Source organism: Bradyrhizobium sp. MI1.7 (genome assembly GCF_055811795.1).
In genome coordinates this window covers 78,976-95,204 of the sequence record NZ_JBVVPO010000011.1, presented here as the reverse complement: position 1 = coordinate 95,204, position 16,229 = coordinate 78,976, and the positions used below count along the sequence as shown (strand labels likewise).

The 16,229-nt window shown below is 64.9% G+C and carries 14 protein-coding genes, 1 tRNA gene and 1 pseudogene; 7 read left to right on the top strand and 9 right to left on the bottom strand.

Annotated features, from left to right (window positions below; genetic code table 11):
• Positions 1 to 41: 41 nt before the first annotated feature.
• Together AC0L3X_RS13505 and AC0L3X_RS13500 are read right to left on the bottom strand one after the other, a co-directional pair.
• Positions 42 to 3,344, bottom strand: a complete 3,303-nt coding sequence (locus AC0L3X_RS13505; RefSeq protein ID WP_473316452.1) for an acetyl-CoA carboxylase family protein — start codon at positions 3,342 to 3,344, stop codon at positions 42 to 44.
• Between the two features lie 194 nt (positions 3,345 to 3,538).
• Entirely contained in the window at positions 3,539 to 5,221 is a 1,683-nt protein-coding gene (locus AC0L3X_RS13500; RefSeq protein WP_063985467.1) for a methyl-accepting chemotaxis protein, read from the bottom strand.
• 294 nt (positions 5,222 to 5,515) lie between these two features.
• Here AC0L3X_RS13500 and AC0L3X_RS13495 point away from each other — a divergent pair, with 294 nt between their 5' ends.
• Positions 5,516 to 6,016 carry a hypothetical protein gene (locus AC0L3X_RS13495; protein WP_063985468.1) on the top strand — a complete coding sequence of 167 codons (501 nt, stop codon included), beginning with the start codon at positions 5,516 to 5,518 and terminating at the stop codon, positions 6,014 to 6,016.
• An 11-nt stretch (positions 6,017 to 6,027) separates the two neighbouring features.
• Entirely contained in the window at positions 6,028 to 6,501 is a 474-nt protein-coding gene (locus AC0L3X_RS13490; RefSeq protein WP_063985469.1) for a hypothetical protein, read from the top strand.
• 142 nt (positions 6,502 to 6,643) lie between these two features.
• Here AC0L3X_RS13490 and AC0L3X_RS13485 read toward each other — a convergent pair whose 3' ends face one another.
• Entirely contained in the window at positions 6,644 to 7,243 is a 600-nt protein-coding gene (locus tag AC0L3X_RS13485; protein ID WP_063985470.1) for a TetR/AcrR family transcriptional regulator, read from the bottom strand.
• Between the two features lie 171 nt (positions 7,244 to 7,414).
• On the opposite strand from AC0L3X_RS13485, the gene AC0L3X_RS13480 reads away from it, so the two are divergent.
• Positions 7,415 to 7,792: a tautomerase family protein gene (locus AC0L3X_RS13480; protein ID WP_473316451.1), complete on the top strand. Its 378-nt coding sequence runs from the start codon at positions 7,415 to 7,417 to the stop codon at positions 7,790 to 7,792.
• A 34-nt stretch (positions 7,793 to 7,826) separates the two neighbouring features.
• Here the strand turns inward: AC0L3X_RS13480 and AC0L3X_RS13475 are convergent, their stop codons facing one another.
• Together AC0L3X_RS13475 and AC0L3X_RS13470 are read right to left on the bottom strand one after the other, a co-directional pair.
• The gene (locus AC0L3X_RS13475; protein WP_063985472.1) at positions 7,827 to 8,756 is read right to left on the bottom strand and encodes a CobW family GTP-binding protein; all 930 of its coding nucleotides are present in this window, start codon (positions 8,754 to 8,756) and stop codon (positions 7,827 to 7,829) included.
• A gap of 4 nt (positions 8,757 to 8,760) precedes the next feature.
• Positions 8,761 to 10,251, bottom strand: a complete 1,491-nt coding sequence (locus AC0L3X_RS13470; RefSeq protein WP_063985473.1) for an amidohydrolase family protein — start codon at positions 10,249 to 10,251, stop codon at positions 8,761 to 8,763.
• Positions 10,252 to 10,436: 185 nt separating this feature from the next.
• Between AC0L3X_RS13470 and AC0L3X_RS13465 the strand changes: the two genes are divergently transcribed.
• Positions 10,437 to 11,531, top strand: a complete 1,095-nt coding sequence (locus tag AC0L3X_RS13465) for a tetratricopeptide repeat protein (protein ID WP_084795304.1) — start codon at positions 10,437 to 10,439, stop codon at positions 11,529 to 11,531.
• A pseudogene (locus tag AC0L3X_RS13460) lies at positions 11,465 to 11,755 on the top strand (HigA family addiction module antitoxin); the annotation flags it as partial. The gene AC0L3X_RS13465 and the pseudogene AC0L3X_RS13460, both read left to right, overlap by 67 nt.
• Positions 11,756 to 11,963: 208 nt before the next feature.
• On the opposite strand, the gene AC0L3X_RS13455 reads toward AC0L3X_RS13460, so the two are convergent.
• From AC0L3X_RS13455 to AC0L3X_RS13440, 4 genes are all read right to left on the bottom strand, one after another.
• The gene (locus AC0L3X_RS13455; RefSeq protein WP_231145435.1) at positions 11,964 to 12,401 is read right to left on the bottom strand and encodes a 2'-5' RNA ligase family protein; all 438 of its coding nucleotides are present in this window, start codon (positions 12,399 to 12,401) and stop codon (positions 11,964 to 11,966) included.
• Positions 12,402 to 12,559: 158 nt separating this feature from the next.
• A tRNA-Glu gene (locus AC0L3X_RS13450) sits at positions 12,560 to 12,634 on the bottom strand.
• 139 nt (positions 12,635 to 12,773) lie between these two features.
• Entirely contained in the window at positions 12,774 to 13,364 is a 591-nt protein-coding gene (locus AC0L3X_RS13445) for a DUF2846 domain-containing protein (protein WP_063985477.1), read from the bottom strand.
• A 98-nt stretch (positions 13,365 to 13,462) separates the two neighbouring features.
• Entirely contained in the window at positions 13,463 to 13,807 is a 345-nt protein-coding gene (locus AC0L3X_RS13440) for a hypothetical protein (RefSeq protein ID WP_063985478.1), read from the bottom strand.
• On the opposite strand from AC0L3X_RS13440, the gene AC0L3X_RS13435 reads away from it, so the two are divergent.
• A complete protein-coding gene (locus AC0L3X_RS13435) occupies positions 13,806 to 14,813 on the top strand; it encodes an RluA family pseudouridine synthase (RefSeq protein WP_063985479.1) in 1,008 nt (335 codons plus the stop codon). The genes AC0L3X_RS13440 and AC0L3X_RS13435 overlap by 2 nt on opposite strands.
• A gap of 216 nt (positions 14,814 to 15,029) precedes the next feature.
• Positions 15,030 to 15,929, top strand: a complete 900-nt coding sequence (rpoH, locus tag AC0L3X_RS13430; RefSeq protein ID WP_014492123.1) for an RNA polymerase sigma factor RpoH — start codon at positions 15,030 to 15,032, stop codon at positions 15,927 to 15,929.
• The last annotated feature ends 300 nt before the right edge of the window (positions 15,930 to 16,229 follow it).

The window sequence follows — 16,229 nt, the reverse complement described above, 5'->3', positions numbered from 1 at the left end:
TGTCAATCGGGAACCGGGACGCAGCTATTGCTGCACTGCGCTCACCACGTATCGATGCAGGGTCGCTTCTTCTTCGTCCTCGCGGGCGGCCTCGGCACCGAGCGCACGCCCGCCATGATCCAGCGCCGCGTCTCGGCGGGGTCGATGACGTTGTCGATCTCGAACACCGAGGCGATCGAGACCGCCTTGCCGTTGGCATAGAGCTCGGCGACCTTGTTCCGATAATAGGTCTCGCGCTCCTCGGGGTCGGCGATCGCCTCCATCTCCTTGCGGAAGCCGAGGCGGACATACCCCTCCAGGCCCATGCCGCCGAATTCGCCGGTCGGCCAGGCCGCGGTGAAGAAGGAGGCGTGGAAGCCGCCGCCGATCATCGACTGCGCGCCGAGACCATAGCCCTTGCGCAGCACGATGCCGAACAGCGGTACGGTAAGGCTCGCACCTGTCACGAACATGCGCGAGACGTGGCGCACGATCGCGGTCTTCTCGGCCTCCGGGCCGACCATGAAGCCGGGCGTATCGCAGAGCGAGACGATCGGCAGATCGAAGGCATCGCAGAGCTGGAGGAAGCGCGCGGCCTTGTCGCCGGCGTCGGCATCGATCGCGCCGCCGAGATGGCGTGGATTGTTGGCGATCAGACCGAACGGCTTGCCCTCGATGCGGATCAGCGCGGTGATCATGCCGACGCCGTAGTCGCGGCGCAGCTCCAACACGGAATCCTTGTCGGCGACGAGATCGATCACGCTGCGGATGTCATAGACGCGCAGGCGGTTCTCCGGGATCGCACGACGAAGCAGGCGCTGGTCGGCCGCTTGCCACTCCGTCACCGCGCCCTGGAAATAGGACAGGTATTTTTGCGCCACCCGCGTCGCCTCCTCCTCGTCCTCGACGAGGATGTCGATCACGCCGTTCGGTGACTGGAAGGAGACCGGGCCGACCTCGGCCGGGTGATAGACGCCGAGACCGCCGCCTTCGATCATCGCCGGACCGCCCATGCCGATCGAGGCGTTCCTGGTGGCAATGATGACGTCGCAGCAGCCGAGCATCGCGGCGTTGCCGGCGAAGCAATAGCCGGAGACCACGCCGATAACCGGCACGAGGCCGGAGAGCCTTGCGAACTGGACGAAGGACGGGCCGTCGAGGCCGGTCATACCGAGCCGGTCGGTGTCGCCGGGCCGGCCGCCGCCGCCTTCGGCATAGAACACCAGCGGCACGCGCCAGTCTTCCGCAAGCGTCAGCATGCGGTCGATCTTCTTGTGGTTCATGTGGCCCTGTGTGCCCGCGAGCACGGTGTAGTCATAGGCCACGACGATGCAGCGGCCGCCCTCGGCGCCGAACTTGTCGGCATTCACCGTCGCAACACCCATCACGAGGCCGTCGGCCGGTGTGCTCTTGATGAGATCGTCGAGCTTACGGCGGCGCCGCTGCGCTGCAATCGCAAGGCTGCCATATTCCATGAACGAGCCGTCGTCGACGAGCTGCGCGACGTTCTCGCGCGCGGTGCGCTGGTTGGTGTTGCGGCGGCGCTCGACCGAGGCCGGTCGGTTGGCATCGAGCGTATTGGCCTGGCGCGCGATCATCTCGGCAAGATCAGGGCGGATGTGGTCGAGATCGACATCGGCTTCCGCTGCCGACGCATCGGCCGCGACGTCGAGCGGCTCCAGATACATGATCGGTTCGCCATGCATCAGGGTAACGCCATCGGCGGCCACGAGCTTCATGACGCGGCCGCCCTGCTCGGCCATGACCAGATGCTCCATCTTCATGGATTCGATCACGGCGAGCTGCTGGCCCGGGCGCACGATCTCGCCTTCCTTCACCTGGATGGTGACGATGGTTCCCTGCAAGGGCGCTGCGACCATCACCGCGCCTTCGGGCACGATCTGCACGACGTGCGTCTCGGCGCCATGGCCGCTTCGCTCGGTCGCGGCAAAATAGAGCGGCTTTGCCGCGCCATCGGCCGCCTCGACCAGCTTTGCGATGTTGCGATCGATGAAATCGGTCGCAATGCGGTTGGTCCTGAAATCGGGATGTGCGAGCACGGCCTGGAGGAAGGCGATGTTAGTGACGACACCGTCGATCCTGAACTCGCGCAAGGCGCGCGAGGCTTTTGCCACGACGTCGTGCCAGGCTTCGCCCGGCGTGTGCACGATGACCTTGGCCAGCAGGGAGTCGAACGCCGCGCTGGTTTTATAGCTGGCATAACCAAAACTATCGACGCGGACGCCGGGCCCCGACGGCGGCTCGAACACGGCGAGCACGCCGCCGGTCGGATGCGTCGCCCCCAGCTCGTCCAGCGTCTCCATGTTGACGCGGAGCTGCATGGCGTAGCCGCGCGGCTTTGGGATGGAGCCCTGTGCCAAACCAAGGGAGGCCAATGTTGCGCCGGCGGCGACCGCAAGCTGGGCCCGGACGAGGTCGAGACCGAGCACTTCCTCCGTCACGGTGTGCTCGACCTGAAGCCGCGGATTGGCCTCGATGAACGCAAAGCTGTCCTCGGCCGTGCCGTCGACCAGGAACTCGAAGGTGCCGAGATTGTCGTAAGCCGCCGCGGTCGCGAGCTGCCTCGCAGCCTCGATGATGCGGCCGCGCAAGGCGTCGCTGAGCGACGGGCTCGGCGCCACCTCGATCAGCTTCTGGTGCCTGCGCTGGATGGTGCATTCGCGCTCCCAGAGATGGGAGATCGCGCCATGGCGATCGCCGATGATCTGCACCTCGATGTGGCGGGCCTGGCGGATCAGGCGCTCGGCATAGACGCCGTCGAAGCCGAACGCCGCCTTGGCCTCGGATTGGCAGCGCGCATAAGCTGCCGCGAGATCGGCGGCATTCTCCACGACACGCATGCCGCGGCCGCCGCCACCGGCCATCGCCTTGATCACGATCGCCGCGCCCTTGCCGAGGGATTCGAAGAATGCCGTGATCTCCTCCAGCGACGGAGGCCCGCTGGTGCCGGCGATGATCGGCACGCCGCAACGCTTCGCCAGTTGCCGCGCCGCGACCTTGTCGCCGAACAGTTCAAGCGCGGCCGGCTTCGGCCCGACGAAGGCGATGCCCGCATCCGCGCAAGCCTTGGCGAACGCGGCGTTCTCGCTGAGGAAGCCATAACCGGGATGCACCGCGTCGCAGCCGGCGCTCTTCGCCGCCTTCACCACCGCTTCGATATCGAGATAGGCCCGTGCGCCGCGGCCGGGGATTTCGACCGCCTCGTCGGCAACACGCGCGTGCAGCGACAGCGCGTCATCGGCCGGATGGATCGCGACCGTCGCGATGCCGGCATCGGCCGCCGCGCGCGCGATGCGGATGGCGATCTCGCCACGGTTGGCGATCAGGAGTTTCTTGAACGACATGCGGCGTCTCCATGCCCGCGGGCCGAGGCGCGGGTCGGCAGGTTCGATGATCCTGCTTCTTCACTTTAACCGCAGCCGTCAAGGGCGGGAAAGCCGGTCGCGGTGACCGGTCCCGCGGGCCGGAATATCAATTGCCCGCGCGCGCCGTGACGAGGCGGATAGTCCGCGTCACGGCAGATAGTATGAACGCGATGTCAGGCCGCCCGCACGCCCGCAACGAAGGTGCTGACCTCGTTCTCCAGTGATTGCAGCTTCTGCGACAGCCGGCCGCTCGATTGCAGCACGAGGCCCGCGGCCTGGCCCGTTTCCGCCGTGGCGTCGGTGACACCGGAGATGTTCTGCGAGACCTGGTCGGTGCCGGACGCCGCCTCCTGCACGCTGTGGGCGATCGCCTGCGTCGCGGCGCCCTGCTCCTCGACAGCGGCGGCGATCGACGAGGAGATCTCGTTGACCTCCATGATGGTCTTGCGGATGCTCTCGATGTTGCCGACAACCTGGTTGGTCTCGGCCTGGATCGCGGTGATCTGCGCGCCGATCTCGTCGGTCGCCTTCGCGGTCTGGCTCGCCAGCGATTTCACCTCGCTCGCGACCACGGCAAATCCCCTGCCGGCCTCGCCGGCGCGCGCCGCTTCGATGGTGGCGTTGAGCGCGAGCAGGTTGGTCTGCGAGGCGATCTGGTTGATGAGGTCGATGACCTCGCCGATCTTGTGCGCGGCGACGGCCAGCCCCTGCACGGTGTCGTTGGTGCGCTGACCGTCCGCGGCCGCCTTGTCGGCCACGTTTGCAGCCTGCGCGACACGCTGGCTGATCTCGGTGATCGAGGACGACAGCTGGCCGGCGGCGGACGCCACTGTCTGCACATTGCTCGACGCCTGCTGGCAGGCGGTCGCGACGAAGCTTGCGCGGTCTGTCGCCTTGTTCGCGGTCTCCGACATGCCTTGCGCGGCCTGCTGCATCGCGCGCGCCTCGGTGAAGACGTCGCGGACGACGGCCTGAACGCTCGCCTCGAACTTGCCGGCGAGATCGGCCATCGTCTTGCGTTTCTCGTCGTCGGCCCTCTGCTTGGTCTCCTGCTGCTCGGCATGCATGCGGCTCACCGCCGACGCATTGTCCTTGAACACGGCAAGCGCCTTGGCGAGCCCGCCGACCTCGTCGCTGCGGCCGGTGTAGGGCACCTCGAACGCGCTGTCGCCGGCGGCGAGCCGCTCGGTCAGCGCGGTGATGTTCGCGAGCGGCCGGGTCACGCTGCGGCCGATCACGAAGGAGCAGGCCAGCACCAGGACCAGGACGGCCAGACAAATGTAGGCGAATGTCGTCGCATTCTGGCGAAAAACGGCATCGACGTCGTCGAGATAAATGCCGGTACCGATGATCCATCCCCAGGGCGCAAAGCCCTTCACATAGGAGATTTTTCCGACCGGCTGCTCGAAGCCCGGCTTCGGCCAGAGATAGCTGTAGAAGCCGGCGCCCTGCTTGTTGACGACGTCAACGAAACCCATGAACAGCGCGTTGCCGGCAGGGTCCTTCATGCCAGAGAGATCCTTGCCGTCGAGCTCGGGCTTGATCGGGTGCATGACCATCTTGGGGGCCATGTCGTTGATCCAGAAATACTCGACCTTGTCATAACGCAGGCTCTTGATCGTTGCGATCGCGGCGGCCTGCGCCTGCTCGCGCGGCAGCTTCCCCTCGCTCTCGAGCGTCTGATAGTGCGCCAGGATGCCGTAGCCGACATCGACCATGTGCTGCGTCTTGGCCTGGCGGTCGGCGATCATCTGCGCGCGCAGGGTCGAGAGCGCGATCGGCGCAAGAGCGATCATGCCGAGGAGGCTGATGCCGACAATCAGGACCAGCTTGAAACTGATGCGGGAGAAAAACATCGGTGCTCGCAAGAATTGGAAGGTCTGATATGCCAGTTTATCCCGCACCCTTTAGCGAAGCTTTAAGCATTCGGGTTCCCCAAATCGCCGCAAAATTGCGTCGGTGGCCGCCGGCGTACTGCGTGCGGCTTGGCAGGCCGGCGAGGCTTGGCTGCATCCGGGATCCCGGCTCTTTAGATCTAGAAGACCTCGATATCGCCGCTCCAAGCGTTGACTTGCGGTCGGCTCTGGCGGAACGATCGGCGCAGATCATCAGCGCCAGCTGTGGCGTGAGCTGCAAAGGCCAGAGGCTCAATGCATCAATCGACATATGGCAAGTCCCTCGACCTTCCCGCGCTGTGCGCGGCGGAGCGGCTCTTCATCTGGGGATTTCGGGCCAAGGCACGCAGCGGAAGCGCCGTTCCGACCGCGGCCGATATCCAGCAAGTGTACGACCACTTTCGCGTCGGCGACGCCGTGCCGTCGCTGGAATCCATCATCGAGATCTTCGCTTGCACGGCGCATACGGCCATCGAAGTTCATTGCCCGACCTGTCCGAAGATGTCCGACAGCGAGCATGGAATCTTGCGGGCGATCGCCGCGGCACAGCAGGAACGCATCGACGTCGCGCGCGAGCAGTTCGAGAGCTGGCTGCCGCCGGTCGGTGCCGATTGGGCTCTCGCGCCCGTGCAGGGGCTTGCAACGATCTTCCGCATGGCCGGCCTCATTCTGCCCGACCGACACGTTCAGTCTTTCGACCATGACCGGACGATGGCGATGAAGAGCTGGCTGGTCGGAAGTCCCACGCTGCACTGACGGGATCGTTCATGCTCCACGATACGTGTGGTTCTGCGCCAGTCGAAACAGCCGGCCAGCCGCGGCTCTGTCCGCTCCAGGCCGCGCTTGCGGCGCGTCCCTGCGTCGAGAGCTACGATGAATTTTCCCGCGTTGCGCTGTCGCTGTTCCGATTCATCGGAGCGGCCTATACGACCGGCGCCTCCGATTGCTGGGAAGCGGCCTATCGCTTCGCCGACGAGGCGTCGGGCATCGCCGACAGTCCGCTGCTGGTGGCGCGTGCTGCTGCGCTCGTCAGGATCCTGCGCAGCGGCCGGCCGTGCGAACTGTGCTTCATGCCGCCCTCGTGCCGGCGCCTCTCGCAGGACGAGGCGGAATTGATGCGACTGCTGGCGGTCGCGCGCCGCAACCAGCCGGGCGAACTCGAATCCATCGTTTGCCAGTTCGTCGGGAACGAGAACGAGATCGCGACAACGCGGGCCGTCAACGCGCTTGCCTTGTGCTGACGCTTTGATGGGTTCTAGTCGCATCTCAAGCGACCTTGCGCTATCAACGTCCTCATGGAGACGCAGTGCTCGATGCCCTCCATAAAACCTCCAGACGGCCCCAGGGATCACCACCGCTGGGGTCGTCGTTTTGCGGCCTGACCTAACCGCCCTTCTTGCCGAGCACGAGATCGATGGTGTGAGCCGCGATCTTGCGCAGCTGCGGCTCGTCGCCGAAGGCACGTTCGAGCACGCCAAGGCCGCGCGTCACCGTGATGATGTGCAGCGCTGCGGCCGCGGGATTGCCATTGAACTCGCCGCGCTCTGCGCCTGCCGCCAACGTCTCTTGAACCAGCATGGTGATGCGCGAGATGAGGCCCGCAAAGGCCTGACGCGCGTCTTCATCCAAGCCCTCCCCTTCGGCCGCGCCGAGCTCCATCAATCCGCGCGTGGTCGGACATCCCCGCGGTGGCGAGCCCGAGCGGAAGTTGGTGATGGTCAGGTCGAAAAACGCGGTGAGGCGTTTTCGCAATGAGCCCGCGCCGAGCGCCTTTTGCAGGGCGAGGAGATAATCGCCCGCATAACGCTCATAGGCCTGGAGGAACAGCGCCTCCTTGCTGCCGAAGGCATTGTAGAGGCTGCCGCGCTGAACACCGGCATCGCGCGCGATGTCCGACAGCGACGTGCCGCGCACGCCCTTGCGCCAGAACTGGTCGAACGCGATACGCAGGACGTCGTCGTGGTCGAACTCGCGCGGCCTCAAATCCTGCTCCTCTGCCCGGCAAAAGTATTTGACACGACGTCAATAACGTGTTTTCTCGACATCGTGTCAAAAACTAATTGGGATTGATAGCCCGTTCCGTCAATGGGCCCAACGGCCGGCGCTTGCGTGCGCCCTGGCCGATCGGGCCCGCATGCCAAAAGGGACCCGCCCATGCCTCTCCTTCACATCTCGATGCGCGCCGGCAAACCGGAAGCCTATCGGCAGGCGATCCTCGATGGTTTGTACCTCGCCCTGCGCGAGGCGCTGAACGTGCCCGAGGGCGACGAGTTCATGACCATCAGCGAGCATGACGCCTCGAACTTCCGCTGCGGCAATGCCTATGGCGTCAAACGCAGCGACGACGCCGTGCTGATCCAGATCACTGTGTTCGCATCGCGCACGGCGGAGCAGAAGAAGGCGCTGTACCGGCGGATCGCGGAGCTTCTCGGCGAAAACCCGGGCATCCGCTCCGAGGACGTGTTCGTCAACGTGCTCGACGCCCCCGCGGAGAACTGGTCCGTCGGAAACGGCATCGCGCAATTTGCGTGAAGTGAGGGGCGTGCTTCTGGCGTGATCGCTTGCTTCACCCACCCGCAATACACGCCTCCATGATCCCGTCGAGCTCGGCCTTCGAGAGCACGCCGAGTTCGGCGATGAATACGATCCGCGCGCGCGGCACGCCCGGTGCCGGCGCATCGCCGGGCGCGAGCGTCGCGCGGCCGGCGGCGAACTGAAACACCATCTGGCGCCCGGGTTGCTCGACGGTCTCGAACAGGCCTTTTGCGCGCGCAAGCTTTGGCGCCAGGCGGCCGATCGCCTGCTGCAGGCGCGGCAGCGACAGCGGCTGGTCCGAGGTCCAGCTCAGCGTCTCGAAGCGCTCCTCGGACGGCCGTCGTGGTCCAGGGTCGCGCGGCGCGGGCGCACGATTGACAGCCGCGGGAAACAGCAGCACGGACGGAATCTCGCCGTGCCTGGCATCGACCACCACGGCGGGGACGCGTTGCGCGCGGATGGCTTCGCGCATGCGGGCGCCTGCGCCCTCGTCCGCCAGGTCGAGCTTGCTCAGCGCCACGATATCGGCGACGCGCAGCTGCGACCGCATCAGCGCATCATCCAGAGCCGCCGGCAGCGTCGCCGCATCCATCACGCAGAGCACGGTTTCCAGCGGCGCCTCGCGCAGGATCACGGGGTCCATCAGGTTGCGGACGATGTCGGCGGGATCGGCGACGCCGCTGGTCTCGATGACGATATATTCGGGCTTCGGATCGCGCCGAAGCAGCGTCGAGAGCGTGCGCAGGAGATCGCCTTCGAGCGAGCAGCAGATGCAGCCATTGGCGAGGCTGACCACGCCGTCGCTCGCACCCGCGATCAACTCCGCGTCAATGTTGATCGCGCCGAAATCGTTGACGATTGCCGCGATACGCCGTCCCTCCGCGTTCGCCAGCAGATGGTTGACGACCGTGGTCTTGCCCGCCCCCAGAAAACCCGTCACCAGGAGAATGGGGACCGGCATGGGATCAGCCCTCGACGACGGGACGGCGCACGGGGCGGCCGGGCCGCGCTGCCACGTCCAGCACACCATCGCTGATCAGCGGCTGGCCGCTGACGATCAGATGCCGCACGCCTTCCGACGGACGGTTCATCGCCGTGAAGGTCGCGCGGTCCGAGAGCTTCTCGTAGTCGAACACGACGATATCGGCATCGGCGTCCATCGCGAGCCGGCCCTTGGCGCGCATCGCCGGCGTGCTCTGCGACAGGATCTCTGCGGGGATCAGCGCGCATTTGCGCACGCCTTCCAGCAGCGACACGGTCTTGCGCTCGCGCACCCATTCGCGGATGAATTTCGTGAAGCAGCCGGCCGAGCGCGGATGCGAGGTGGCATCATCCGGCAACGGCCAGGCATCGCCGGTGTAGGTCTTGCCGTCCGACGTCGTCCACGGCATCGCATCGGACGCGATCGCGCCGCCGGGATACAGCACCGACATATCGAGCAGATCGCGATGATGCGCATTATTGTCGGTATCGAGGATGTGCCAGAGCACCAGCGAGGACGGCTCTTCGGCCTGCGCCTTCAGCAGCTCCTCGCGATCGCGGAAGCGGTGACCGTCGGTCACGCGCTGCACTGAGTCATAACCGGTGCCGTTGCGCTCGACGAACTGGGGATCACTGAAGAAGGCCGCTGCCAGCACGGTCGAGCCGGTGCCGTAGGGATAGGCCTCGACCGTGATGGGCAAGCCCTGCGCCTGCGCCTTCTCGACCAGCACGCGGCAGCGCTCGATGTCGGTCTTGCTCGACGAGTTGAAATGGCAGATGTGCATGTGCGCGCCGGTGGCGCCGGCATAGCCGATCAGGCGGATATAGGCTTCCGCCGCACTTTCGGGGTCGACGCGCGACATGTAGGCGACGTGGGTGAAGGTCGGCACGTCCTGCCTCGCCGCGAGCTGGCAGACCGCGGTCAGCTCCTGCACGCCGGCACCCGGCGCATAGGCGTTCAGGATGCCGATGCCGATGCCGCCTTCGTTGAGGCCGCGCGAAAGACGCTCGAGGATGCCGGCGACCTCCGCATCGCTCGCCACGTTGTCCATCCAGCGGCGATCGCGCATGGCGTTGCCGAACGCCTCCAGCGAGCTCTCCGCATTCGAGCCGGTCATCGCACCGATGCGCGCAAAGGCCCAGTTGGTGGCGGCGCCGTAGTTCAGCACGCGTCCCTTACGCGCCTGGCGCTCATACCAGGAGGCGACCGGCAGCACGCCGGCCTCGAGATCGAGCGTCGTCGTCACGCCGTCGAACGCCTGCATGCGGTCGGCCGGGATCGACTGGCCATGCGCGTGGAGGTCGATGAAGCCCGGCGCGACCACGAGCCCTGTCGCGTCGATCACCTGCTCGGCGCCGCCGAGGCCCGTGCCGACCGCGGCGATCTTGCCGTCCATCACCGCCACATCGCCAATGGCATCCATCCCGCTCGCGGGATCCACCACCCGGCCGCCAGAGATCACCAAGCCGCTCATGTCAAAACTCCGCATGCTATTGCCAGAACCTCCGAAGGCCCGGCAGCAGCTCCGGAGGCGCGGAGCGCATAGTGCAGATTTTGGGGAGAACGACTACCGCCACTGATGCCGATGCTGCATGCGCTCGCGACCTCGCGGCATGTCTTGCCCGAAGGGCAACGGACCAACAAGCCTCCGGTAGAACGATGGAAAAGATCGCTATAAGGTTGCCGTCGCGGCAGGTCGCGTTGCCTGCGTCGGGATCATCGGCCAAGTGTGTCGTGCAAGGGGGCGAAATGTCTGCAATGTCAAATCAGGGCCTGCGCATCGGCTGCAGGGCAGCTTTGATCATCTTCATCGTCGTCTCGGCGGCAAGCGCGTTTGCGGCCACCCCACAAGACCTGAACGATTGTCAGGACAGCACCGATGTCCCGCGCATGATGGCAGCGTGCAGCAGCCTCTCCCAGGACGCCAGACTACCTCCCGGTGCAAGATCCATGGCATTGCTCAAGCATGGCTTCGGAAATTTTGCACTCGGCAACATGGATGCGGCTCAAGCCGACTTCACCGAGGCGGTCAGGCTCAACCCGAAGAACAACTACGCTCATCACGAGCTGGGACTGACCTTGGCCAAAAAGGGCGACACCACACGCGCAATCGCTTCTCTCACCGAGGCCATCAATCTTGATCCCTCAGGTGCCGCAAGCCGGTTCATTCGCGGGCAGATTTATATGTCCGAGGACAGGCTGGACGAGGCGATCCGGGATTTCACCGATGCCATCAGGCTTGGACCCGACAAGAACACCACCTTTGCCAAAGACCAGGAGGTGAGTCGTCCGGAGGCCGATCGCGTCGCGACTGACTACTACGCGGCCCGGGGAGATGCGTACTATCGGAGAGGCGATTTCAGGGATGCCGCTTCGGACTATGACCGGGAGGCGCGGTTTTCCGATCCCGATGGCTACGGCGTGATTTGGGGATCGGTGGCGCGGATGCAGGGACGATCTGCCGATGCGGGCATCGCGCTGTCTGCTGCACTCGACAAGGGCCAGCTCAGGGATTGGCCGAGAACCGTTGGCGAATTGCTCGTCGGCCGGATCACTCCCGCCGCAGCCCTGGCTTCGGCCAGGAATTCAGATCAAACCTGCGAGGCGCACTATTACGGTGGGATTGTTCAGCTCAAGGCCAACGACACAGTCGCGGCCCGGAACGAGTTTGCGGCCGCGCGAGACGGATGCCCGACCTCGTTTCGAGAGTATCGTGCCGCCATTGCCGACCTGAAGCGATTGCAGGCGCAGTGATCGCAGAGGCGGAGAAAGCGACCGGCAAAATCCTGCGCGAGGAATTTCTCGTTCCGCTCAAACTGACACCCTACGCGATCGCGGCCGCCCTGAACGTGCCGCGCACCCGGATCGGGCACATTGCGCGCGAGGAAAAGCCCGTCACGGCCGATACTGCGCTGCAGCTCGGAAAATTCTTCAAGACTGGCGCTGCGTTCTGGATGAACATTCAGACGCGCTTCGATCTGGAAACGGCCGTCGGCGTGATTATCGACACCCACGAGCACACCGGCATGGCCGAGATCCTTATGAAGAGAGAACACCGAGTTCGATGGTATGCCCTGGGCGAGAAGATCACCTTTAACTCCGCCGAGATCGCCTTCGCCTGCAACATGTTTGCTAGCGACTTGGCGTCGAAGCTACCGACCTTGCCCACCGTGGCCGTGCCATCGACTACGGGGGCAATCGCTGCTCAGCGATTACCTGAACCGGCGGAAAGGCAACGCAATCTGCCACGTCGAACAGCACTTCCATGCTTCGATCAAACGATCGCGCAAAAGCAATCGCGTCATCACGCCGCTCATCGGCGATGCGCAAGCCGAGCGTACAATGCGGCGTCCATGCCCCGGGCCGGTAATGAGGGCGGCAATGCGCCGGGTCGATTGCGGCGCTGACGGAGCTGTGGATGCGGGTTAGCGCCTCATTGGAGTTCGGCTCCGCCCAGAGAACGAGAGGCGAGCCTGCGAACCAACGAATCCGTTTGAACTCGATGCGAAATTGCGCTTCGCCAGCGACGGCCGCCAGCATGGCCGCCCATGCTATCTTTTCGTCGATCGCAGGCGAGTCGTAGATCGCAAATGTAAAATGTGGCCGGTAGCCAAGGGTGCGCATCGAAGGCTCGACTTCGAACGCTACGACCTGATCCCACAGCCGCTCGATCTCACTTGCTGAATTGTTATCGGCTCGAACGTTGATCGCCAATGCCACAAGCGCTCACCCAGCGGGGGGAACAATCAAATCGAGATCAAGGGAAGGTAGCTTCAAGGCAATGGCGCTCCCTAGGGGAATCGAACCCCTGTTTCAGCCTTGAGAGGGCCGCGTCCTAACCGCTAGACGAAGGGAGCGTGAGGGACAGGACATAGCCGCGAAATTTGCCGACGGCAAGCCTCGATGGGGTACGAAAATCCCGGATATGCACGGTCAATGCGGCTCAAGCTTAATTGCGGGGCAGGCCGCCGCGCCCCGCGAAACTGCCGGGAACACTCACGGCTGCTTCAGTTTCTCGATCGCCGCAGCGCCGGCGGCCGGCTCCAGGCGGAACAGGCCCGCGCCCGCAAAGGCTGATTTGAACGGCGAAGAGGACCGGATCTGCTGGCCGCTGCTGCCGGCGAAGGCCTGGTTGAGGAGGTCCTGGCCGATGGCGCCCGTCCGCTGCACCCCGACGCCGAAATAGTAGGTCTTGCCGGCCTCGACGGGGACCTCGACCTCATAGTCCGTCATCGACATCTTCATGTGGGAGGCGATCTTGTGGACGCCCGGCGGCCGGTCGACGAAGAAGAACGTCCCCATGTCGACCTTTCCGACGGACTTGCCGTCGATCAGGATTTCCGACGAGGCTGCCATTCCGCCCATCGCGCCGAAAATGCCCTTCTCGCGCAGGAAATAGAGCCTTGCGTTCCGCGAGCCCGTTGGCTTGGCCTGCGCCGCGGGTTGTTTGGCCGGTGCGGCAAGTCCAGCCTGCCTGGCTGGCGCTGTGGGCTGCCTGGCCGGCTCTGCGAGCGCCGCAAATCCAGCGCATCCGTACGTTCCGACAACGAGTGCAATTGCGACGACGCGCGACTTGATACGTCCCATTCCCAGTCCCAGCCCAACTTCCCAAGCCCAAGAGCTAAATCAGAAGTTGCGCGGCAAGACAAACTGGACCGGAGAACGATCAACAGCCGCGGCCGGCCCTACGGCTCATTGGCAAATTTCAGCTTTCCGGCCGGCTTCAGGGTGTGGGCGTCGAAGGTGCGGATCTCGATGACGCCGCCCACGTCCAGCGTGACCACGAGGCGGTCGCCGGCGACCCCGGTCGAGACGATCCTGGCGCCCTTGGGCAGGGCGGCGGTGACGTCACCGGCCATTTCGGACGCCCTTCCCTCCGACTTGAAAAGGCGGTAGCCCACCGCAATCAGGACGGCGCAGATTGCCAGCGCCGTGGTCAACCCCGCGATCAGCATCATCCGCCGCACCCGCGCGAACAGCGCGGCCTGCTCGGGGCTCGGTTCGGGAACAGCGGTATCAGACGTCGTCATGGATAGCTCAGGCTCTGCGCAAAGGTTGGAAGTTGTCGTCGCCGGCGACGAGGGCTCGGCTCGGCTTGACCGCGTGCTGGCGGCGCACCTCACCGACCTGTCGCGATCGAGGCTGAAAGCCCTGATTTTGGCGGGCGCGGTGAGCCTCAAGGACGCCGCGATCCGCGACCCCGCTTATCACGTCACATCCGGCGATACGATCACAATCGACGTGCCGGAGGCGGCCCCGCCCGAGCCCAAGGGCGAGGATATCGCCCTCGACATCGTGTTCGAGGACGACGACATCGTCGTCCTCAACAAGCCGAAGGGCCTCGTCGTGCACCCCGCGGCCGGCCACGAGACCGGCACGCTGGTCAACGCGCTGATCGCCCATTGCGGCGGCTCGCTCTCCGGCATCGGCGGGGTACGCCGGCCCGGCATCGTGCACCGGCTCGACAAGGACACGACCGGGCTGATGGTGGTCGCCAAGAACGACCTCGCCCATGCCTCGCTCACCGCGCAATTCGCCGACCACGGCCGGACGGGCGCGATGCGCCGCGGCTACATGGCCTTCGCCTGGGGGCTGCCAGGACGCCACCGCGGCACCGTCGATGCGCCGATCGACCGCCACCCGTATGCGCGCGAGAAGATGGCGGTGCGCCAGGGCGGCCGCGAGGCGGTGACGCATTGGGAGCTTCTGGAGAGTTTTGCGGGGCGTGACGGCAAGCCGATCGCCTCCCTGCTCGCCTGCGAACTCGAGACCGGACGCACCCACCAGATCCGCGTCCACCTCGCCCATATCGGCCATCCCCTGATGGGCGACGCCGTCTATGGCCCGCACTTCAAGACCAAGGCGAACCACCTCGGCCCGGAGTCGCAGGCGACTCTGGCCACGCTTGGACGGCAGGCCCTGCATGCCTATTTGCTGGTATTGGAGCACCCGAGAACCGGAGAATTACTCCACTGGGAAGCGCCTCTGCCGAAGGATTTGCTTCTCCTTCAGGGCGCTCTGAAAGCGGCGCTATGACGCAGGCCGCCTTGGAAAAGCGTTACATTACAAAAAGTTATAGCTGCCACACGGGGACGTGACGTCAGCAATCCTTCCCTTTTTGACCCCCCTTGGGGTATATTGCGCTTGCGTTGGAAATGACCAACGGAACATCGCAGCTACGGCCGGCTTTAACACAGCGGTCGTCTGCCTGGCCCGCCGCTATCGGGGGCCTGAACCTTGGAGGGCTTCATCATGGCCCGTACCGCTGCTTTGCCGGTCCTCAATGGAGAATCCGGCCTTTCTCGCTACCTCGCCGAGATCCGCAAGTTCCCGATGCTGGAACCCCAGCAGGAATACATGCTCGCCAAGCGTTGGCGTGAGCATGATGATCGCGACGCGGCGCACCAACTCGTCACCAGCCATCTCCGCCTCGTGGCCAAGATCGCCATGGGCTATCGCGGCTACGGCCTGCCGATCTCCGAGGTCGTCTCGGAAGGCAATGTCGGCCTCATGCAGGCGGTGAAGCGTTTCGAACCCGAAAAGGGGTTCCGTCTCGCCACCTACGCGATGTGGTGGATCAAGGCGTCGATTCAAGAGTACATCCTGCGTTCCTGGTCGCTCGTGAAGATGGGCACCACCGCGAACCAGAAGAAGCTGTTCTTCAACCTGCGCAAGGCGAAGAGCAAGATCAACGCGCTGGACGAGGGCGATCTCCGCCCCGACCAGGTGAAGATCATTGCCAAGCGCCTCGGCGTCACCGACCAGGACGTGATCGACATGAACCGCCGCCTCGGTGGCGACGCGTCGCTCAACGCTCCGATCCGCGATGACGGCGAAGCCGGCGAATGGCAGGACTGGCTGGTCGACAACACGCCCAACCAGGAAGCCATGCTGGCGGAGCACGAGGAGTATGACGAACGCCGTGACGCGCTGAACGGCGCCATGGGCGTGCTCAACCCGCGCGAACGCCGCATTTTCGAGGCTCGCCGCCTCGCCGATGAGCCGATGACGCTGGAAGACCTTGCCGCCGAGTTCGGCGTGTCGCGCGAGCGCGTCCGCCAGATCGAAGTCCGCGCCTTTGAAAAGGTGCAGGCCGCGGTCAAGGGCACGATCGCACGGGCGGAACAGGCCGCACTGGAAGCCGCGCACTAAGCGGGCTTTCGCGGTAGATATTGGCGGATCGACAAGAGGCAGAAAGCCGGCGGCAACGCCGGCTTTTTTGTTTGTGGCGATGCTCTGTTTGAGTGATCCGCCGTGCCTTCTCTGCGCGATGCGACGCGCGCCGTACCTCCACACTCGCTGTCGTGCCCCGGCTTGAACCGGGCGATGACAGCGGTGGTTGTGGCGGAAAGTCTTACCAAGTGAGATCGCCATCACAGTCTCCTTCCCCTGGCCGACATAGAACCGGGCTTGCCTTGAACCCGCGCGTCCGGTCAACCGACCCAGAATGAT